The following is a 19871-nucleotide window of genomic DNA, read 5'->3' as shown; positions in this document are numbered from 1 at the left end:
ACGGTGGAGTTCCAGCGCTTTGCGGTTCCTGGCCGCTACATAATCTGAGCCATTTCTCCAGTGGGCGTCGGGCTATCCGCGCTCGCATGGAGAACGCACATGCTGGAACGCTACTTCAAGTATCCGAGGGTCCTGCATCGCTTGAGAGGCGGCGGCCTGGGCGACGAGCTCGATTGCATCGCAACCTATCTTTTCGAGAACGACTATCGGCACGCTTCAGCGAAGATCTACCTCGGCCGATTGGGACGGTTCGGTGGAGTCGTATCGCGCGCAAAGCCGATCACCCAAGTCATGATCGATGGCTTTGTCGCCGGTTGTCCGACCGAGGCGTCACGTATCGCCGCACGCACCGCGATCGCCCTGGCCCGGAGGATCGTTCCTCACCGCTTCGAGATTCGCCATCGCGAGCCCGATCCACATGAGCCCCTGCTGACAGGCTATTCCAACTACCTGCGTGAGGTGCGTGGTCTGGCCGTGAAGACGCGGGAGGGGCAGGTTCTCGCCGCGCGGCGGATGCTTGCCTGGTGGGACCGGCATCACGCCAGCGAGCCGCTCTCGGCCATGACCGGCATACATGTGCTGGCGCTCACCGGTCACCTCATGGGCCTGTCGTCCATGGATAACACGCGGGCAGCGACCGGGTCCTATATGCGCCGGTTTCTGAGGTTCCTGCACTGGGCCAACCTCAATGACCTGGACCTTGCGCGGTTCGTGCCGCGCACGCCATGCTACCGTCTCGCGCATTTGCCGCGGCAACTGGGTTGGGAGGATATCCGGAAGGCGATCGACGCCATCGACCCTGCGACCCCTACCGGCAGTCGCGATCGGGCTATCCTCCTGTTGCTGGCCACGACCGGCATCCGCAACAAGGAACTTCGCTCACTCGTCCTCGAGGATATTCGCTGGCGCGATGCGCAGGTTCGGATACGCCGCACTAAGGCGAGGCGCGATCGGAGCGTGCCCCTCACGCAGGAGGCGGGCAAAGCGCTCGCCGATTATGTCTTGCGGGCCCGGCCCGATTGCCGCAGCCGTCGCGTGTTCCTGGTGCACCTCCCGCCCGTGCGCCCGATCGACGGCAGCACCAACATCTCCCGCATCGTCCGCTCCGCACTGCAGCGCGCCGGCATCGTGCTGAACGGTCCCATCGGCGCCCATCTCATCCGGCATAGCTTGGCGACCCATCTCGTCAACCGGCGACGACCGATCAACGAGATCGCCGACCTGCTCGGCCATCGCAGCATCGATACGACCGCCATCTACGTGAAGGTCGCGGTGTCGCAACTCGCCGAAGTCGCCCTTCCTTTTCCCGGAGACGCGTGATGAGCACATTCTCCAGCAGACTCAGCAAGCATGTCGAGGCCTATGTCGCGCTTCGACGCTCGCTCGGCTTCTCGCTCAGCAAGCAGGCCGCGATCCTGCGCGCGCTCGTCGCCTATGTCGATGGCGAACAGCTCGATGGTCCACTCTGCCGCCAAACGGTGCTCGGCTTCATAGGCTCCTGGGCGGGCACGGCGAATGGACGGGCCGTTCGCTACGGCGTGGTTCGCAGATTCAGCGAGTATCTCGCCATCTTCGATCCGCGCACCGACGCGCTTGACCCCAAGGCCTTTCCCAGGAACCGAGCCATCCCGCCACCCAGGATCCTCACCGACGAGGAACTCTCACGGCTCATGGCGGCATGCCGCTCGGTGTCGCCCGATTATCCCGAGCGCCCCGGGTTCCTGACGCCGCTCGTCGGCCTGCTCGCCAGCACCGGCCTGCGGTCCGGCGAGGCGTTGCGCCTCGATCGCGGTGATGCCGATCTGGCTCAGGGGATTCTCCACATTCGAAGGACCAAGTTCCGCAAGGATCGCCTGGTTCCCGTCCATCCTTCGACGCTGGCGGTCCTGCGCGACTATGCAAGACACCGGGATGGGGCCTTCCCAAGGCCGGACATCCCAGCATTCTTCGTCAGCTCGCGTGGGACGCGATTGTCGAAGTCTGGTCTGAACGCCGCCTTCGGCGCGGCGCGCTCCCTCGCCGGCCTCGATCGCGGCAAGCCGGTGCGTCTCCACGACCTGCGTCACCGTTTCGCGGTCAGGCGGCTGGCGAACTGGCACCAGCAAGGCGCCGATGCGCGTGCGATGCTGCCGCTGCTCGCGACCTATCTCGGCCATGGCCACTACAGCGACACCGCCTATTACATCACCGCGGACGCCGATCTTTTGGCCATGGCCGCCGAACGGGCCTTGGCCTGGGGAGAGACGCCATGAACGGCCGCTTCTCCTTTCCATCGCTGTTGGAGTCCTTCTTCCGCCATCGTATGACCCGGCAGCGCAATGCCACGCCAGCAACGATCGCCAGTTATCGGGATGCCCTTCGCATGCTGATCCTGTTTGCCGCCGATAGGACCGGATGTGGGCCATGCGAACTCACCATCGGCGACCTGGATCGCGACACCATCCTTGCCTTCCTCGATCACCTGGAGGTCTCGCGCGGGAACAAGGTCCAGACACGCAATGCGCGGCTGGCGGCGGTGCGATCCTTCTTCCAGCACGTCGCCGCCAACGACCCCGCCTCGCTTGGCATCGCCCATAGGATCCTCGCCATCCCGCTGAAGAAAGCGCACACCGAGATCACCCATCACCTCACGCGCGCGGAGCTGGATGCGCTCGTCGCGGCGCCTGATCAACGGACCGTGCGGGGCCGCCGCGATCGAACCTTGCTGCTGTTTCTCGGCCGCACCGGTGCCCGGGTCACCGAAGCAACGGGCGTTAATGTCGACGATGTCCAGCTCGACCGGACCAGGCCCCAGGTGCTTCTGCGCGGCAAGGGGCGCAGGGAACGTGTTGTGCCAGTCTCGGCCGATCTCGCTCAAGCCCTCCAGAGCCTTGATCGCCGAACATGGCCTCAACCATGATCCGCTGGGTCCCATATTCCGCGGCGTCCACGGTGAGCGGATGACCCGGTTCGGTGTGACGCATGTCGTCCGGCGCGCGGTGGCCGGGGCCACGGCCACGCAGCCGGGGTTGGCGCGCAAGGTCGTCTCACCCCATGTTCTGCGCCACACCCTCGCCATGACGCTGCTGCAATCGGGTGTCGACCTGCTCACTATCCAGGCCTGGCTCGGTCATGCCCAGGTCGCGACGACGCATCGCTATGCGGCCGCCGATGTCGAGATGATGCGCCGCGGCCTCGACCACGCCGCCATCTCGGGCAAGCAGCCCGCCCGGTTCAAGGCAAAGGACGCGGTGCTTCAACTGCTCGAGAGCCTATAATTATGTGGCGGCTGGGAGCCGCAAAATGCTGGAACTCCACCGTCAGCGATCCCGCCGCCACATAATCTCTCACGACGCATAAGAACGGATCGGCTCCCATGGTGTCGCGCACGAGCGCAGCGAGGCCATCAGCCCCTTTGCGGAAGTCGACGGGCTTGGTGGCCACCAGGACGCGGACAGCACCCGTCGGTCCGATCATCGCAGGCTCTTGAGGGTTTGCAGCACGAGGGCCAATGTTGCTCCATCGACCCCACGTGGGACGCGAATGACGGCGCCCTCCACGGCCACCTCGATCACCGTCTCACGACAGTCTGCCGGACTGGGTTGCGGCACGTCAGGGGCGACAACAACCGGGGTAAAGGCCAGCGGACGATCGTCCGCCTCGCACCTGGCCTGACGACGCCAGGTGAACAGGTGCTGGGGCGACATGCCATTGCGGCGGGCCACTTCGGACACCACCGCGCCCGGCGCGGTCGCTTCCTCCAGGATCCGCGCCTTCTCATCCGCCCACCAGCGCCGGCGTCCGCCGGCTCCGGTGATTACTTCCAGGCGCCGCACCGGTCGCGGCGGCTCAAGCATATGGTCAACCATCGACACAAAACGATCCCCGATCAGAGATCGTCAGTCTCGCTCCTCAGACATGCGAATGTAAGGTGCGGCGAGAACACCGCTTACAGTGCATGGACCTCATGCACCGAAAAGATGCTCCGGGCGGTCTAAAAGGATCGGCCGGAGTTGATGAAGGTATCTCTCATCATGTGCCAATGATGGATGTGCTCAAGTCAGTCCGCAGCACAAACATGAGAGCCGGCGGCGTCATCGCGCGAATTGGTGCCCACAGTGTTCAGTCTGATAACCCCAACGCCGTTCTCGATGGTGATCTCGGTCCCAAATGGCTTCGATAGCTTCTGCAGACGCCTCAGAATTGCTTCTGCCTGTGGCATAGGAGCGAGACACGGCACGCCACGGTTTGCCAACCTCTTCGAGTAGCCGAGCTCGACGGGGTAGAGGCGCAATTCAGCAAGCTGGTTTTGCTCAAAACGGCTAACGGTGATAATACTTTCATAGTACACCGCGCCTGGAAACTCTTTCATAGCTTCGACTAACAGATCGGCAACCGTGTCGACCTTTGGGTTCATACCGAATTCGTCGAAGTAGTCTGCTCCCTCGACGGTCTGAAGGTTGTCAAAGATGAAATTACCCAAGCTGTAGAAGATTGGACGTCCCTTGTAGATCTCGATGCCTCGCAACTGGTGTGGTCCGTGCCCGACATATGCGTCGGCTCCGGCATCAATCAATGCATGCGCGAACGATTGTTCATAATCCGGCAGTTCTTGGCTCCAGTTCCCCGGTTCGTGACCGTGATTCGTGGCGATCAAGAAGTCGGAGAACTGCTTGCCTTGGCGGACGTTTCGTAGAATGTCGGCGGCGTCACGCGGGTCGGCTCTGAAGCTGTATTTAACTTGGTCGCCGGTCTTGTATGTCGCTCCGGCCAGAACGACTTGGTCTTGATCCTCGCGGCCCGGCATGGAGTCGGGCAACGCATCGCGTATCCGCTTTAAGTCTTGGATCATCTCCGGTGAGACTACGATGCTATTCGCCAAACGGAGGGCGGCGAGCCCTGGCCTACCCGGCGCCTCGCCAGCCTGATCGCAGGCACGAGACATAGGTGTGAACGTTGCAGCAAACGACACCAAGGCTACACGACCTCGTGCGGTCTCCAGATAGCGGGCCGCTCCGGCTTGCGCTAAGTTGTCACCCACACCCGCATGGATGATCCCGTTCTGATCGAGCACTCGACTCGTCTCGCGCATGCCCTCAACACCCCAGTCAAACGAATGGTTGTTTGCACGAGCTAGAACGTTAAAACCCATCGCCTTGAGATCAGGTCCGAGCTCAGGCGGGCCGACGTGGTAGGAACCGCCGTGCTCAGCCTGGGGGCTCCCCGTGAACGCTCGGATGTCGAAAATGTTCGTTTCCAAGTTGCCGAACGTAGCATCAGCGTCCCGTAGTATTTCAGCAATGGGGCCGAACCCAGCAGTCCGATTCTTGGTCACAGGCCGCCTCACCATGAGGTCGCCAACCGCTACGATCGTGAAGCCGTCGGCAACGTTGGTTGCTGTCGACCCAACATTATCAAATCCTTCATCTCGCATGAGCACATCTACACCTTGCTGGTACATTTTGCTGGAACGTTGCTTGACTCGTTGAATTGGGTTTACGGATAGGGATCAGCGGAATCTTCGAGTGGGGAGGTCCCCGCGATGGCGGCGATAGTCGAACCGGGTACCGCTATCCTACTTCCGGTACGCCCGAACATAATTCCGGAAGAGCGAGCTTTGACGAGACTCCGCTCACCGCTCGTAGGGTCGAGAATTTGCGCGATCTCCTCGCCAGCCACCACCTCCTGGCCAGCCGCCTTTGAAAAAGAATGACACCATGGGCATGAGCTTCGACATAGTCGATACATTCAAGCGTGGTGTGGAGTGTCGAAGTATCCTGCGGCACCTTCCCTTTGGGCTCCAGAATGCCTACGGCTTCCATGAAGCCCATCAAACCCAGTGCGTCCTCAATTGCGACATCATCGCTGACATCCCGTGTCCCGCGATACTCAAGTGTGGCGGCCAAGCGTCTGGTTGTCGAACCGCCTGGGAGAAGCTCTCGCGCCGCGCGCCATGGCCGATAACATGAACCCGGGAACGTAACTGCCTCGACCCACCCGCCCATGGTGGCAACACTCCCGATATGGCTAGACAATAGGCTGACATCAGGGTGATCTGGATCGGAGACAAAGGCATACACGACTTCGCCGTCGTCGCAGTGGACGTCTAAGACGTAATCTGCGTCGATCGCAAGGCTTAGAAGTGCCTGCTTCATGCTGTCGAGCTCGGTCTTAGAAGTCAAAGCGGCGACTGCCCTACGCAGCGCTAGTCTGACGGCCTGTTCATCCATAGCATAGTCTTCGCTCCGCAGCAGCGAGAGCTGCTCCCGAAATAAGTTGCTGACGTCAGGAAAGTTACGGTTGAAGTTGCCACCTACTCCAAGGTCAGAGCGTCCAGCAATGTGCCCTTGGAACCGTTGGGAAAGACCGATCGGATTTGCGCACGGGACTATAATGATCTCACCGTTTGGCTCGTCATCCCTCTTTTGGAGGAGTCTAACGAGATGATGTAGTATTAACATCCCCGGGGGTTCGTCAGCATGCAATCCACCCTGCAGATATATTTTCGGACCAGTGCGCCCACGGCCAAATCGGAAGACGGTGATGTGCCGGCGCGTACCAATCGACGAGTGAGAAAGTGCAATGTTTTCTGTATCGAGTTTCATGGATCTTCCCATGGTAGCGGTCTTGGGGACGGAACGAACCTCTGTCAAATTGGTTTGACGTCATGTTCTGATGGCTTGGTTCATGGCGCTTTCACGAACGCGATCGAAGAAACCGCGTCTGACGGCACCTGATTGTCGGCTGCTCGTCTCAATGAGGCACAGCGCCGGCAAGCGTGCTCTGAGCCTTAGATTTTGCCCGCCACCACCCAACGTAGAGGACGATAAGCCAGAGAACCGGCAGAAGGGTCAGCATAGAACCGACTGCGGCGATCGTCGGGTCAACCTGGTGGCGGATATCCTCCCACATCTTGAGCGGCAAGGTGCGGATCGAGAACACGCTGATGAGTGAGGTGATAACCACATCGTCGAACGAGTGGAGGAAGGCGAACACGGCACCGCCGATGATGCCAGGTCGGATCAGCGGCAAGGTCACCCTCTTAAAAGTCCGCAAGGGTCCGGCCCGCATGCTCTGTGCAGCCTGCTCCAGACGCCGGTCGAAGTTCGCAAGAGTTGCCGAGACGATGACAAAGACGGAGCCGACAGCGCCGACAGTATGCGCCAAGACAATTCCAGTCAGTGTTCCGATCAGTCCAAGCTGAAATAGCCCATAATAGATTGAGACGCCGACGACGATGCTCGGGAAGGTGATCGGCGACAGGATAATCATCGTCAGGGGCTGACGCACGGACGAGTGCGCTCGGCTCAGGCCATAGGCCGCGAGCGTGCCAACTACGGTTGAAACCACGGCAACTGAAACACCGAGCTTGACGCTGGTCCAAAACGCTCCAATCCAGGAAGGATCAGCAAAGAAAGAATGGTACCACCTCAGCGAGAAGCCTGTCGGCGGGAACTCGAGATAGGGTTTTGGGCTGAATGATATTATGATGACGATGAGTCCTGGAAACAGCAAGAAGAACATGACGAGCACGATCCACGCTGCGCCGACGACTTCCGACCAGTGATTGTTGATCCTCGCCCGGTAAAGCTGTGCCTTCCAGCGCTTAACTCGAAGCAATATGGCAAACTCGTTTAGGTGACGTAGAAGGGAGCCGAGGGAGGGCACCCGACTGGATCGGTATGCCTGCGCCGATTTACCCGCAAAGCCCTGTTTGCTGGAAAGATCAAGCCCTACCAATGAGAGCACAGCTATGGCAACCGCCAACAGGATGAAGGACGAAGCAGCGATAGAAGCTAAGCTGCCAGCAGCAGCTACTTGAGCCGAGATGAAAGTTGATAGCATGGCATCTCGCAGTCCACCCAGAGCTTGCGGCGTGATGTAGAAACCTAAGCAGAAGATAAAGGTCAGAAGCGAACCGCTGCGTACACCTGGCAGACTGAGCGGCAAGAATACTCGCCAGAAAGCAGCAAAGGGCCGTGCGCCCATGCTGCGGGCTGCTGCCACCAACGACTTGTCGATGCCGAGCATGACGCTGAGCAACGGCAGGATCATCGTCGGTAGCATGATGTGCACCATACCGATATAAACGGCCATGCGGTTGTAGATGAGCGACAGCGGGCTGGAGATCAGCCCAAAGTCGATCAGTAGATTGTTTATTAAACCGCTGTCGCCAAGAATCACCACCCACGCATAGGTACGCACCAAGCCATTGGTCAGCCAGGGGATGAAGACGAGCACCATGAGCACGACGCGCCACCGTTTGGGCGCGGCAACGATCAGATAGGCTGTGGGATAGCCGATAACGAGGCAGAGGACCGTCGCCACAGCGCTAATCTCAATGGTCTGGAACAGTACGCGGACATTCGCCGACTGTGTGAAGAACGCCTGATAATTCGCAACTGAGAACGAAGGCGCATTGAGACTGGTCAGGAAAAGTTGAACGATCGGGATGGCAAAAACAGCAAGCAGAATCGCGAAGGCCGGTACAGTAAGCAGAACGGGCATTCGCTTGAATTTCTGAAACGTTTCCATTTCTATTAACCCTCGGCCTCTCAAGCAACAACCAAGCGGACGTCAGACCGCAACCAGTCGAGCCGCACCTCATCGCCAGAGTGAAAGACCGGCTGCCCAGAGGCAACGTGCTCGCGAACGATGAGCACGTTTTCCCCGACGCGTACCGTGTACTTCCGCTGCGGCCCAGCATAGATCATGTCGTCCACGATGCCCGTGACCGACTGGCGCTGATCCGTATCAGCACTCCTTGATGCAGCGGGCGTCAAGACACGAATACGCTCCGGCCGGATCATAGCCATAGTCCCTGACGGCTGCACTGTATCGGCCTCGATCGGGAAGGCAGGATTTTCGAGGATGTTGGCCTCACCCAGAAACTTCGCTACGAAGCGGGTTCTAGGTCTGTCGTAGAGCGCTTCCGGCGTGCCAGTTTGCTCGATCCGACCATCGCGCATCACAACGATGCGATCCGACAGGGTGAGCGCCTCCTCCTGATCGTGTGTGACACATATGGTGGTCTTGCCGAACTCCCGGTGCAGACTCTTAATCTCGCCCTGCATCTGTTCGCGGAGGTTGCGGTCGAGGGCACCGAGCGGCTCATCCAGGAGAAGGACCGGCGGATCGGCGATGAGTGCTCGGGCGAGCGCCACACGCTGTTGCTGGCCGCCGCTGAGTTGCGATGGCAGCCGATCCCCAAATTCGTTGAGGTGAACGCGTTCGAGCATACGTTTGACCCGCGATGCTCTTTCGGCGGCATTCATGCCGCGCATCTCAAGCGGAAACTCGAGATTCCGGCGGACCGTGAGGTGTGGGAACAAGGCGTAGCTCTGGAAGACAATGCCCTGATCGCGTCGGTAAGACGGTACGGCGGCGATAGATTTACCGGCGATCAGAATGTCACCCTGAGTAGGTGCCTCGAACCCGGCGAGCAGCATCAGCGCTGTGGTTTTGCCAGAACCGCTAGGCCCAAGTATTGTTAGAAACTCCCCACGGCGGACGGCCAACGACAAGTCCTTCACCGCGGTGACTGGACCATACATTTTGGTGATGTTGCGAAACTCTATTTGCGCTAGAACTGAGCTTTTCTCCACTTCTTTACCCTCGATATGTGAGACGGGATCTCGGACGTACACAGTCACGGCTGCCTCCGTTTGGTGAACGATTTGCGTATTGGATACGGCGCGCCGACTCGGGGAGCCGGCGCGCCGTTAAATCACTTCTCCCGAAGTGATTCACGCTACAGGGAGCTTCGATTTACTGCAGGATCCAGGAATTCCAGCGCTGGAGGAGTCGACCACTGTTAGTCACGCCGTCCTGTCCGATTTCTGTATACCACTTCCCGTTGACGGGAATGCTGTTCTTCAAATAGTTCGGATGGCTGGCAAGTTTGACGGCCACCTTCTCTGGTATGAGCTTGTAGGCGTTGAGGTTGCTCGGTCCGTAAGGCATAAGCTGGGCAAAAGCAGCTTGGCGGTCGGCACGTGTGGCGAACTCGATAAACTTCTGGGCATTCTGCGCATTCGGGCTGCCCTTTGCAATCACCCAAAAATCCCATGTCACTTTTGCCTGATTTCGATTGATCTCAAGCGGGGCGCCTTGGTCGATCAAGAACTGCGCTCGGCCGTCAAAGGAACTGACGACATCCGCAACCTTGTCGCGCATAATCTGCTGGACCTCGGACCCGTACTCCCACCACTTGCGAACATGCGGTTTGATCTTTTCAAGGCTCGCAAAAATGCGGTCGATGTCTACCGGATAAAGAGCGTCGGGAGCTACGCCACTAGCCAACAGAGCTTCCTCCCAGGGACCAGATGCCCCACCCCCGTTGATCCCACTCGCGAGTGCACGAGCGCCAGGAAACCTCTCAACATCCCAAAATTCGGCCCAAGTGGTCGGGCGCGGCTTGTTGGCCGGATACTTCAGAGTATTGTAGACCATGACAGTCGAATAGATCAGCGCAGCGACGCCATATGGCATCTTGGCGAAGTCTACTATCCCGTCCAGCTGATCCTTTTGGTAGATGGAGTAATCGATCGACTCAAGGTAGCCTTTTTCCGCTGCGATAAATGCAGCCGATTGATTAGTACTCCATACGTCAACGGCTATGTTTTTTGTTTTCATCATCAGCTCAAGCTGAGCCGCGGTCATTTCGTCGGTGATCGGCGTCACCTTAATCCCGGTCGCGGCTTCGAACGGTTTTACATAGGCCTCCATGTTGGCCTTGCCCCAATCACCACCTCCCACCAATACTCTTAGCCCGCCGGATGACTGAGCCGAAGCCCGCCCAGTGACGGAGGACAAGGTGCCGGCCGCGATAGCGGACGACGTCGCCTGCATGAAAAGTCTGCGGTTCATTCTAAAGCTCATTGTCTGCTCCTTCCGTTTGTTCCCGCGCCAGCGGGAGGGATGCTTCATGACTTGCGATGGTTTTCACGCGGCAGCCGCCGCGTCTTCGCCTATTCGAGGATGGATCGTGGGGCGATCTTGGGTCCCATTCAGTTGGCATATCGTTGTGATCTAGCGGCAAAACGGATCCCGAGATGGGATCTCGCACACGCCCAGCGCCAATTATAAGTGAGACACTGCTGGAGCCTCGCGGACGAGGAATTGCTCGGCACGGCAGAACGTCGTCCGCCGACGTTGCGATCGCAGTTCCATCCTGAGTGGCTGCATCACGACACTGAGCTTCTCGATTTCGCCGAGGAACGTCCCAAAGGTCTATGCTCAAATTCGCTGAAGGGATGAGCGTAGCAATCGAGAATTGGATGGCCATCGCTCGCAGGAATTTTGCTATGCTCTGCAAGGGCGACCAAAGATATCCGAACAAGTCTATTCATCTAACTGTTCCCTCTTTTATCGTTGCTTAGTCTCTGGCATTTGATGATTTCCGCGACATCAAGGCTGCGGCGAGCCAGCAAGCTCCCTCTTGCTCCTGGCCACACGATGTCCCGAAGTTACTTTATTCTTGACACTTCTTATGGGGGAGCGTCCCTCGTTTAGCCTTGGTCTTGGCGAACACATTCCGTACTCGACCTTGAGAGCTGTCAGACAAGCCATCTGTAGTCGCTGCTTTAGCCAAACGTTAACCGAGCCACTCGCCTTATTGTTATGAAACTTTCAGATATTGCTGTCAAGGCAGGGCCGTGGACATTTCTTAACATGGCGGCACGCTGCTGACAAAGCTACTGAAAAACAGCGTCCGCCCTGAATGCGCACCGCGGTCTATGACGGGCTGCGCTTCACCGCGATGTCCTCGGAGATCAAGGCGGCGATCGCCCGCGGCACCCTCTTTGGTCTGGCCAGCGTCGCCATCCTGGCGCTGCTGCCCCTGGTGGTCCGCGATCAGCTCAGAGGAGGACCGCTCGCCTATGGCGCCGTCACGGCCGGCTTCGGGATCGGCGCTGTTGTCGGCGGCGTCTCCAATGGCGTGCTCAGGCGCATCCTGTCGCAAGAGTTGCCTCCGTTTGGTGAACGATTCGCGTATTGGACCGGATACGGCGCACCGACCCGGGGAGCCGGCGCGCCGTCAAATCACTCCTCCCGAAGTGATTCACGCTACAGGGAGCTTCGATTTACTGCAGGATCCAGGAATTCCAGCGCTGGAGGAGTCGACCACTGTTAGTCACGCCGTCCTGTCCGATTTCTGTATACCACTTCCCGTTGACGGGAATGCTGTTCTTCAAATAGTTCGGATGGCTGGCAAGTTTGACGGCCACCTTCTCTGGTATGAGCTTGTAGGCGTTGAGGTTGCTCGGTCCGTAAGGCATAAGCTGGGCGAAAGCGGCTTGGCGGTCGGCACGTGTGGCGAACTCGATAAACTTCTGGGCATTCTGCGCATTCGGGCTGCCCTTTGCAATCACCCAAAAATCCCATGTCACTTTAGCCTGATTTCGATTGATCTCAAGCGGGGCGCCTTGGTCAATCAGGAACTGGGCTCGGCCGTCAAAGGAACTGACGACATCGGCAACCTTTTCGCGCATAATCTGCTGGACCTCGGACCCGTACTCCCACCACTTGCGAACATGCGGTTTGATCTTGTCGAGGCTCGTAAAAACGCGGTCAATGTCTACCGGATAAAGAGCGTCCGGAGCTACGCCACTAGCCAACAGAGCTTCCTCCCAGGGACCAGATGCCCCGCCCCCGTTAAGCCCACTCGGGAGTGCGCGCGCGCCAGGAAATCTCTCAACATCCCAAAATTCGGCCCAAGTGATCGGCCGCGGCCTGTTAGCCGGATACTTCTGAGTGTTATAGACCATGACAGTCGAATAGATCAGCGCCGCGACGCCATGTGGCATCTTGGCGAAGTCTACTATCCCATCCAGCTGATCCTTCTGATAGATCGAGTAATCGATCGGTTCAAGGTAGCCTTTTTCCGCTGCAATGAACGCAGCAGCTTGATTGGTACTCCATACGTCAACAGCTATGTTTTTTGTTTTCATCATTAGCTCAAGTTGAGCCGCGCTCATCTCGTCAGTGATCGGCGTCACTTTAATCCCGGTCGCGGCTTCGAACGGTTTCACATAGGCTTCCATGTTGGCCTTGGCCACATCGCCGCCGCCCACCAATACCCTTAGCCCGCCCGGTGACTGAGCCGAGGCCCGCCCAGCGACGGAGGACAAGGTACCGGCCGCGATAGCGGACGACGTCGCCTGCATGAAAAGTCTGCGGTTCATTCTAAAGCTCATTGTCTGTTCCTTCCGTTTGTTCCCGCGCCAGCGGGAGGGATGCTTCATGACTTGCGATGGTTTTCACGCGACAGCCGCCGCGTCTTCGCCTATTCGAGGATGGATCGTGGCACGATCTTGGGTCTCATTGAGTTGGCATATCGTTGTGATCTAGCGGCAAAACGGATCCCAAGATGGGATCTCGCGCACGCCCGGAGCGCAACTACAAGTGAGACGCTGGCACAGTCTCGCTGAAGAGGAATTGCTCAGCAAGGCAACACGCCGTTCGGCGACATTCAGATCGTAATGCGATCTGGAGTGCCTTTATCATGCAACTGAGGTTCTCGCTTTCGCCACGGAACGTCCCAAAGGTCTCTGCTTATAAAGCCGTTGAAGGGATGAGCGAAGCGATCGAGGATTGAATGGCAATCGCTCGCAGGAATTTCGCGATGCGCTGCAAGACCACCCAAAGACATCTGTACAAGTCTATTCATCTAACTGTTCCCTACTTTATGGTTGCTTAGTCTCTGGCACGGGATCATTTCCGCGACATCAAAGCTACCTTAGGTCAGCAATATCCCTCTGGCCCCGGCAACGTGATGTCCCGAATACTTACTTTATTTTTGAACACTCCTTAGGTGAGAGCCTCCCTCTCTTGGCCCATACCTTTGCGAGCATTTCGCGTACTCGATGTCGAAAGCTGTCAGAGGGGCCATCTGCAGTCGCTGTGTTAGCCTGATCGGATCTTTAGCCACGGCGTTAACCGAGCGAACCCGATCTTTACTTTGTTATGAAACTTTCAAATCTTGCTGTCAAGCCGGTGACGCGGAAGTTTCTTAACATGCCGGTGCGTGCGTAACGAAGCCACAGAAAAGCAGCGGCTTGCTTTAATTTGAAAGGGTTGGGCTGATAGTTCGTGATCGACGGCAAGGTAGGAAACTGTGAACTGCTGCAGCCAGCAGTGAGATGTTTATCGTCCCATTGATAACCGGTGCAATTCCTTCTTCCATGGTGCTTATATCGCGGCGGGTTTTCGGCAGAGCTGATCACTGTTTTGCAGGATTGCACTTATTTCGGTCGGTCATTTGCTCGAATTCGGCATCGGGCATCGACTAAGCTCACAAAATAAAGACCCGCAGAGGGACGTTGGAAAACGCCATGGATGCTTCCTCAGAGTGCGTTCATCTGACGAGCGGTATTTTCATTGGAATATCACCGCAGAGATCCTTACTGCGCGAGCTGGGCAAACGCACCAGCCGTTGAATCAAGCAACTGCCACCTCTTCTTGTTCGCCCAGCAAACGTCTGCCCCTAAGGAACATACAATACTCATGCAGATCCTGATCTCGGCTCCCGCGGATGACCTTCTCGCCGATGGTGGAGGAATGGCAAGGCTAGAGAGCCCCGCTTCGCATGCCACTGCGCTTGCGCCCTCGGGTCGGAGGAAGTGTGCGTCCCGTGAACCGGGTCAGGTTCTTGCTGGGGAGGCGCTCCTGACCTCCCTCACAAGAGATGCAGGCCCCCTTCCGTGGCGGCAAAACTAATCGGAAACGAACCTTTGGACCAAGCGGGAGCAGATGAAACCCACGGCAAGAACGGCCAGTACAATGAGCAGTGTGACGGGGGACGATGCGAAGCCGATGGCGCCGGCGACGTTCGCGCCGCTCAGGAACCCGACCTTTCGCGCCATCTGGCTCGCCACGCAGGTCTCCAGTCTCGGCTGGTTGATGCAGACGGTGGCCATCAGCTGGCTGATGGCGACGATCTCGACGTCCGATCTGATGGTGGCGCTGGTGCAGGCGTCCTCGTACCTGCCCGCATTCATTTTATCGGTCTTTGCCGGGGCCATCGCTGATAACTACAGCCGTCGCAGGGTTATGGTCGTCGGCCGGGGCCTGATGGTGATCGCCTCGGCGATGCTGACCCTGTGTGTGGCGCTGGGCTTGGTCGACCCGTGGATGATCCTCGGCTTCACCTTCCTGGTCGGATGCGGCACCGCTCTCAACGACCCCGCCTGGCAAGCCTCGGTGGGCGATATCGTGGATCGACGCGATGTTCCGGCTGCTGTGACCCTGCTCTCTGTCGGCTTCAACACGGTCCGCACCGTGGGCCCGGCGCTCGGCGGCCTCGTTTGGCCTTCTGACGGCTTTCGCCGTCACCACCCTGGGCTACCTGGTCCCCCTGGCCACCCTCTGGCGCTGTAAGTGGAAGGTGCGCTCGTCGCCTCTCCCGCGAGAGTCGATGCGGACGGCGATCTATGACGGGCTGCGCTTCACGGCGATGTCCTCGGAAATCAAGGCGGCGATCGCCCGCGGCACCCTCTTTGGTCTGGCCAGCATCGCCATCCTGGCGCTGCTGCCCCTGGTGGTCCGCGATCAACTCAAAGGAGGACCGCTCGCCTATGGCGCCCTCATGGCCGGCTTCGGGATCGGCGCTGTTGTCGGCGGCGTCTGCAATGGCGTGCTCAGGCGCATCCTGTCGCAAGAACGGCTGATGACGCTCGCCTGCATCGCCTGCGCGGCGTGCTCCCTCGCCCTGGCGCTGACCTCGTCGGTGGCCGTGGCGACCGTTGCCCTTGCCGTGGGCGGCGCGGGGTGGGTCAGCGCCTGGTCCGGGCTGGGCGTGAGCGTGCAGCTGGCGAGCCCGCGCTGGGTGGTGGGGCGCACCATCTCGATCTACTACGCGTTGGTCGATGGCGGGATTGCGGCCGGCAGTTGGCTGTGGGGCACGGTGGCCCAGAACCATTCCCTCTCCTGGGCGCTGGCGGGCTCCGCGGGGGCTCTGGTGCTGGTCGCCGCGGCCGGCACGCTGTTTCCGCTGCGCGAGCGCCGGGAGTCCGAGCCGGATCCTTTGGAGGCCTTCGACGCTCCGACTGTCGCCCTCAATCTGAAGCCGCGCAGCGGCCCCATTGTCGTTAAGGTCGACTATCTGATCCCCGAGACTGAGCTGGCTCGGGAAATTTGGACAGTGGGATAAGTGGAGTTTCTGCCTGACCGCAGTCAGAATGGCTGCCGAACAGGAGAACCGATGAGCAAGAGACCCCGCCGGAACCACTCTCCGGCCTTCAAAGCCAAAGTGGCCCTGGCCGCCGTGAAGGGCGAGAAGACTCTGACTGAGCTGGCCCAGCAGTTCGATGTCCATCCCAACCAGATCACCCAGTGGAAGGCGCAGCTCCTCGACGGAGCCGCCGGCGTGTTCGGGGCCGAGAAGGCCGCATCCGCAAACCCGCCGGTGGATGTGAAGACGCTGCATGCCAAGATCGGCGAGCTGACCCTGGCCAATGATTTTTTAGAGCACGCGCTCGGCAAGGCCGGAGTGTGGCCGAGCGCAAAGCGATGATCGACCGCTCGCAGGCCCTGCCGCTGGCCCGGCAGGCCGAGGAACTCGGGGTCAGCCGCGGCAACCTCTATTATGAGCCCCAGCCTGTCTCAGCGGCTGATCTGGCCCTCATGCGGCGGATGGATGAACTGCATCTGGAGTTTCCGTTCGCGGGCCGCCGGATGCTGCGCGACCTCTTGGCGGCCGAGGGCTTCACGGTTGGGCGCCTGCATGTCTCCACGCCGATGAAGCGCATGGGCCTCGAGGCGCTCTACCGCAAGCCGAACACCTCCAAGCCGGCGCCGGGGCATCAGGTCTATCCGTATCTGCTGCGCAAGCTGCCGATCACCCGACCGAACCAGGTGTGGGCCATGGACATCACGTACATCCCCATGGCTCGCGGCTTCGTCTATCTGGCGGCGGTGGTCGACTGGTTCAGCCGGCGCGTGCTGGCCTGGCGGCTGTCGATCACTCTGGAGGCAGCCTTCTGCATCGAGGCGGTGGAAGAAGCCCTGAGCCACTACGGCAGTCCTGAGATCTTCAACACGGATCAAGGCAGTCAGTTCAGCAGCCACGACTTCACCAGTGTGCTGCTCAAGAACAAGATCGCGATCAGCATGGACGGCAAGGGCGCCTGGCGCGACAACGTCTTTGTCGAGCGCCTGTGGCGCAGCATCAAATACGAGGAGGTGTATCTGAAGGCCTATGACAGCGTATCCGAGGCCCGCGCTTCGATTGGCCGATATCTGACCTTTTACAACAGCCGGAGACCTCACTCGAGCCTTGACCGGCGGACACCCGATCGGGCTTACTTCAACCCGCTGCCGCAACGCGCGGCGGCCTAATCCCGGCAGACGTTCCACTTAGCAAGCCGAAAACGCTATTCAGACAAACCGAGCCACCTCAGAAGCCCAGGGGCCTGATTTCCAGTCCGGCGCTCTAAGCTCGACTTTGGCCAATCAAGCGGCGTGACAGAGTGCGTAAACCAAGCATTGCTGAAGGGCCCGTGAGGGTTTCGGCGTTTTGTGCCGGTGCCGGGATGTAAACAAACCTGTCTCGCGCCAAATCTGCCGTCGTACGGTTGCGAGCGCATCCGCAAAAGTCGGATGCGACTTGCGGTACCAGCTGTCGATGAGCACAGCTGTTCGGGTGCGCTGGTTGAGTTGGGCAGCCAGCAGGGTCACGATGGAGAACAGCCCGAACAGGCAAGGGGTGGTGCGGGCCACGGCACGATCCGACCATTGCCGTTGCGTCTCAACACCCAGATGGGCGCGGGCCTCCTGGAACGTGACCTCGACCTGCCAGCGCAGGATGAACCAGCGGATGATCTGCAAGGGAGCCTGCCTGGGATTGGTGCACAGCAAGGCCTGCGGCGAGAAGCGTCCAAGGGGATCGCGCAGCAACACCCAGCGGATTGGTACCACCGGCATGCCGCCGTGGCGCCACACGGCCGTTGCCGAGCAGAACTCGATCAGCCGATCCCCTTCGCCATACCAGCCCGGCACCGTAACGCGTTGCCAGCGCGTACTTGTCCGCGTCAGCACATCAGAAAGGGTTGGCAGGCGAGCTCCTTTGGTGCGGGGACGGCCGCATGTCCCTGGTTGACGCGGTGGAGCCGGCTCATAGAGGGCAGCATCCAGCCGAAGCCGGGTGATGCAGATCACATTCTGACGGGACAGGGCTGCGAGCAGTTCCAGGGCGGCAAAGCCCATGTCAGCCACCAGGATCAACTCGCGCGCGGGCAGCCAACGCCGCACCTGCAGCACCAGCTGGCGGGCCCAGTCGGTCAGCTTCTTATGCCGGTGTCCGCGCTCACGGCAGTAGCGCTCCGAGGGCGCCAAGGCGGTGAGGAACGGCAAGGCCCAGGTCCGGGCGGCCCACGGGATGGGCGCCAGGAGCATGAGACTGATCCAGCGCAGGCCTGATGCCTTGACGAAGTGAGCATCGGAGGAGCGCACCGGATCGCGATAAATGCCCTTGGCTTTGATGCGCCGGCCGCGCCGACGCTCGATGGTGTCATCAAGGCCGAGGATGATCGGACCAGTTGGTGCGAAGGCGTGGATGAGCAAACAAAGCAGCAGACGGGCGGCCTCACGTCCGCTCCAGCGAGCCCGGCTCAATACGCGATGGTAGTTGACGAAGTGAGCCTCGCGACTGAGGCCGGTGATGCGTAAGATGCTGGTCACAGTGCGCTTGCCGGGTGCCAGAATGGCCCCGACGAGCAGGACCTCGGCATGGCGCCAAGTTCGGTAGCGAAAGAGCGGGGCAAAGGCTAAAATGATCGCGGCGAAGCGGGCGGGCAGGTCTGGCATGGCCGTGTCTCTTGGCGGGGACACACCAACTTACCGCATCGTTCGCTTCGCCGCCTCTGCACTCCCAAACCACCTGCCAGAAATGGCCAAAGTCGAGCTAAGAGCCCGTCCCGAAAAGGGGTTGAGTGGTCAGGGTAGCCGTGATTCCAAGAGGGTGCTGAAGCCTAACTTGGAAGCCCGCGATGTGGACCCCGACCACTCGGCGGCAGTATAGCCGCGACGGCTTGCGATACGAAACCGATTTGACCGATGCCGAATGGGCGCTGATTGAGCCGCTTCTGCCCGAGCCCCGCACCCACGGGCGACCTCGGCGCTGGTCTTGGCGCGAGATCCTCAACGGCATCTTCTACGTGCTGCGCGGCGGGATCGCCTGGCGGCTGTTGCCCTCCGACCTGCCGCCCAAGAGCACCGTCTTTCGCTGGTTCAGCTTCTGGCGCGATACCGGCCTGTTCGAGACCATCAACCACTTGCTGGTCATGGCCGATCGCGAGCGGGTCGGACGGGAAGCCTCGCCCACCGCGGCCGTGCTCGACAGCCAGAGCGTGAAGACCACCGAGAGCGGCGGACCGCGAGGCTATGATGCGGGCAAGAAGGTCAAAGGCCGCAAGCGCCAGGTGATGGTCGACACCGATGGGCGCGGTCTGATCCTGGAGCCACAGCCGGCTGACGTGCAGGACCGGGATAGGGCCTGTGTGGTTCTGCGCCTGTCGCGGCGCGTGTTCCCGTTCATCGCCACCGCGTTTGCCGACAGCGGCTATGCTGGCGAGACCCCGGCCCAGGCCACTTCGATCCGAATCGAGATCGTCAGAAAGCCGCCTGATCAAGTCGGCTTTGCGGTACACTCACGCCGCTGGGTGGTTGAAAGATTCTTCGCCTGGATTAGTCGCAATCGCCGGCTCTGGAAGGATCCTGAGGCGACACTCACGTCAGCCCGAGCGTTCCTCTACGCCGCTTCTGTCATGCTCCTCATCCGCCGCTTGGGTCGATGCTCATGATTTACGGGACGGACTCTAAGGGGAATCCTCGAGCGAACTTTTTCCGTCAGGCGTAGACTACTAGGATAGGTAGGTGCGGTGGCCGATAAA

General features: G+C 59.8%; 15 protein-coding genes and 2 pseudogenes. 8 read left to right on the top strand and 9 right to left on the bottom strand.

Annotated features, from left to right (window positions below; genetic code table 11):
* Nucleotides 1–99 precede the first annotated feature (99 nt).
* The 4 genes from ACD578_RS26700 to ACD578_RS26685 are packed head-to-tail and all read left to right on the top strand — an operon-like array spanning nucleotide 100 to nucleotide 3257.
* Nucleotides 100–1320, top strand: a complete 1221-nt coding sequence (locus ACD578_RS26700; protein ID WP_404294750.1) for a site-specific integrase — start codon at nucleotides 100–102, stop codon at nucleotides 1318–1320.
* Complete coding sequence (locus ACD578_RS26695) at nucleotides 1320–2252, top strand: tyrosine-type recombinase/integrase (protein WP_404294897.1); 933 nt, start codon at nucleotides 1320–1322, stop codon at nucleotides 2250–2252. The genes ACD578_RS26700 and ACD578_RS26695 overlap by 1 nt, the downstream gene beginning before the upstream one ends.
* Nucleotides 2249–2899, top strand: a complete 651-nt coding sequence (locus tag ACD578_RS26690) for a tyrosine-type recombinase/integrase (protein ID WP_404294896.1) — start codon at nucleotides 2249–2251, stop codon at nucleotides 2897–2899. Before ACD578_RS26695 ends, ACD578_RS26690 begins: the two co-directional genes overlap by 4 nt.
* The gene (locus tag ACD578_RS26685; protein ID WP_404294895.1) at nucleotides 2826–3257 is read left to right on the top strand and encodes a tyrosine-type recombinase/integrase; all 432 of its coding nucleotides are present in this window, start codon (nucleotides 2826–2828) and stop codon (nucleotides 3255–3257) included. Before ACD578_RS26690 ends, ACD578_RS26685 begins: the two co-directional genes overlap by 74 nt.
* Here ACD578_RS26685 and tnpB read toward each other — a convergent pair.
* The 7 genes from tnpB to ACD578_RS26650 form a co-directional block, all read right to left on the bottom strand.
* Nucleotides 3214–3456, bottom strand: coding sequence for an IS66 family insertion sequence element accessory protein TnpB (gene tnpB / locus ACD578_RS26680; protein WP_404294893.1), 243 nt, complete (start codon nucleotides 3454–3456; stop codon nucleotides 3214–3216). The genes ACD578_RS26685 and tnpB overlap by 44 nt on opposite strands.
* Nucleotides 3453–3848 carry an IS66-like element accessory protein TnpA gene (gene tnpA / locus ACD578_RS26675; protein WP_404294892.1) on the bottom strand — a complete coding sequence of 132 codons (396 nt, stop codon included), beginning with the start codon at nucleotides 3846–3848 and terminating at the stop codon, nucleotides 3453–3455. The genes tnpB and tnpA overlap by 4 nt, the downstream gene beginning before the upstream one ends.
* Before the next feature lie 191 nt (nucleotides 3849–4039).
* The gene (locus tag ACD578_RS26670; RefSeq protein WP_404294891.1) at nucleotides 4040–5440 is read right to left on the bottom strand and encodes a CapA family protein; all 1401 of its coding nucleotides are present in this window, start codon (nucleotides 5438–5440) and stop codon (nucleotides 4040–4042) included.
* Nucleotides 5441–5549: 109 nt separating this feature from the next.
* Nucleotides 5550–6584, bottom strand: a complete 1035-nt coding sequence (locus tag ACD578_RS26665; protein WP_404294889.1) for a succinylglutamate desuccinylase/aspartoacylase family protein — start codon at nucleotides 6582–6584, stop codon at nucleotides 5550–5552.
* A 148-nt stretch (nucleotides 6585–6732) separates the two neighbouring features.
* Nucleotides 6733–8514, bottom strand: coding sequence for an ABC transporter permease subunit (locus ACD578_RS26660; RefSeq protein ID WP_404294887.1), 1782 nt, complete (start codon nucleotides 8512–8514; stop codon nucleotides 6733–6735).
* Between the two features lie 20 nt (nucleotides 8515–8534).
* Complete coding sequence (locus tag ACD578_RS26655) at nucleotides 8535–9533, bottom strand: ABC transporter ATP-binding protein (protein ID WP_404295620.1); 999 nt, start codon at nucleotides 9531–9533, stop codon at nucleotides 8535–8537.
* Between the two features lie 214 nt (nucleotides 9534–9747).
* Nucleotides 9748–10860 carry an ABC transporter substrate-binding protein gene (locus ACD578_RS26650; protein ID WP_404294885.1) on the bottom strand — a complete coding sequence of 371 codons (1113 nt, stop codon included), beginning with the start codon at nucleotides 10858–10860 and terminating at the stop codon, nucleotides 9748–9750.
* Nucleotides 10861–11701: 841 nt separating this feature from the next.
* Between ACD578_RS26650 and ACD578_RS26645 the strand changes: the two are divergent.
* Nucleotides 11702–11947, top strand: a pseudogene (locus tag ACD578_RS26645) (MFS transporter); the annotation flags it as partial.
* Between the two features lie 118 nt (nucleotides 11948–12065).
* Here ACD578_RS26645 and ACD578_RS26640 read toward each other — a convergent pair.
* The gene (locus ACD578_RS26640; protein ID WP_404294883.1) at nucleotides 12066–13178 is read right to left on the bottom strand and encodes an ABC transporter substrate-binding protein; all 1113 of its coding nucleotides are present in this window, start codon (nucleotides 13176–13178) and stop codon (nucleotides 12066–12068) included.
* A 1585-nt stretch (nucleotides 13179–14763) separates the two neighbouring features.
* Here ACD578_RS26640 and ACD578_RS26635 point away from each other — a divergent pair.
* Together ACD578_RS26635 and ACD578_RS26630 are read left to right on the top strand one after the other, a co-directional pair.
* Nucleotides 14764–16105: pseudogene (locus tag ACD578_RS26635) on the top strand (MFS transporter); the annotation flags it as partial.
* A 78-nt stretch (nucleotides 16106–16183) separates the two neighbouring features.
* Nucleotides 16184–17319 (top strand): IS3 family transposase gene (locus tag ACD578_RS26630; protein WP_404294881.1). Its coding sequence is split into 2 segments (ribosomal slippage): nucleotides 16184–16439 and nucleotides 16439–17319, totalling 1137 coding nucleotides; the frame shifts between segments, so codons are not numbered across the junction.
* 114 nt (nucleotides 17320–17433) lie between these two features.
* Here ACD578_RS26630 and ACD578_RS26625 read toward each other — a convergent pair.
* Nucleotides 17434–18786, bottom strand: coding sequence for a transposase (locus ACD578_RS26625; protein WP_404292579.1), 1353 nt, complete (start codon nucleotides 18784–18786; stop codon nucleotides 17434–17436).
* A gap of 182 nt (nucleotides 18787–18968) precedes the next feature.
* On the opposite strand from ACD578_RS26625, the gene ACD578_RS26620 reads away from it, so the two are divergent.
* Entirely contained in the window at nucleotides 18969–19781 is an 813-nt protein-coding gene (locus ACD578_RS26620; protein WP_404294879.1) for an IS5 family transposase, read from the top strand.
* Nucleotides 19782–19871 lie beyond the last annotated feature (90 nt).

Source organism: Microvirga sp. RSM25 (genome assembly GCF_044784385.1).
Classification (GTDB): Bacteria; Pseudomonadota; Alphaproteobacteria; order Rhizobiales; family Beijerinckiaceae; genus Microvirga; species Microvirga tunisiensis.
This window is presented reverse-complemented; position numbering and strand designations above follow the sequence as displayed.

Bases quoted from the DNA above. Each gene is read 5' to 3' on its own strand.
- ACD578_RS26655 (WP_404295620.1), bottom strand. From the start codon at position 9,533: ATGTATGGTCCAGTCACCGCGGTGAAGGACTTGTCGTTGGCCGTCCGC.
- ACD578_RS26690 (WP_404294896.1), top strand. From the start codon at position 2,249: ATGAACGGCCGCTTCTCCTTTCCATCGCTGTTGGAGTCCTTCTTCCGC.
- tnpB (WP_404294893.1), bottom strand. From the start codon at position 3,456: ATGATCGGACCGACGGGTGCTGTCCGCGTCCTGGTGGCCACCAAGCCC.
- ACD578_RS26665 (WP_404294889.1), bottom strand. From the start codon at position 6,584: ATGAAACTCGATACAGAAAACATTGCACTTTCTCACTCGTCGATTGGT.
- ACD578_RS26625 (WP_404292579.1), bottom strand. From the start codon at position 18,786: ATGCCAGACCTGCCCGCCCGCTTCGCCGCGATCATTTTAGCCTTTGCC.
- ACD578_RS26700 (WP_404294750.1), top strand. From the start codon at position 100: ATGCTGGAACGCTACTTCAAGTATCCGAGGGTCCTGCATCGCTTGAGA.
- ACD578_RS26650 (WP_404294885.1), bottom strand. From the start codon at position 10,860: ATGAGCTTTAGAATGAACCGCAGACTTTTCATGCAGGCGACGTCGTCC.
- ACD578_RS26695 (WP_404294897.1), top strand. From the start codon at position 1,320: ATGAGCACATTCTCCAGCAGACTCAGCAAGCATGTCGAGGCCTATGTC.
- ACD578_RS26660 (WP_404294887.1), bottom strand. From the start codon at position 8,514: ATGGAAACGTTTCAGAAATTCAAGCGAATGCCCGTTCTGCTTACTGTA.
- ACD578_RS26670 (WP_404294891.1), bottom strand. From the start codon at position 5,440: ATGTACCAGCAAGGTGTAGATGTGCTCATGCGAGATGAAGGATTTGAT.
- tnpA (WP_404294892.1), bottom strand. From the start codon at position 3,848: ATGGTTGACCATATGCTTGAGCCGCCGCGACCGGTGCGGCGCCTGGAA.
- ACD578_RS26620 (WP_404294879.1), top strand. From the start codon at position 18,969: ATGTGGACCCCGACCACTCGGCGGCAGTATAGCCGCGACGGCTTGCGA.
- ACD578_RS26640 (WP_404294883.1), bottom strand. From the start codon at position 13,178: ATGAGCTTTAGAATGAACCGCAGACTTTTCATGCAGGCGACGTCGTCC.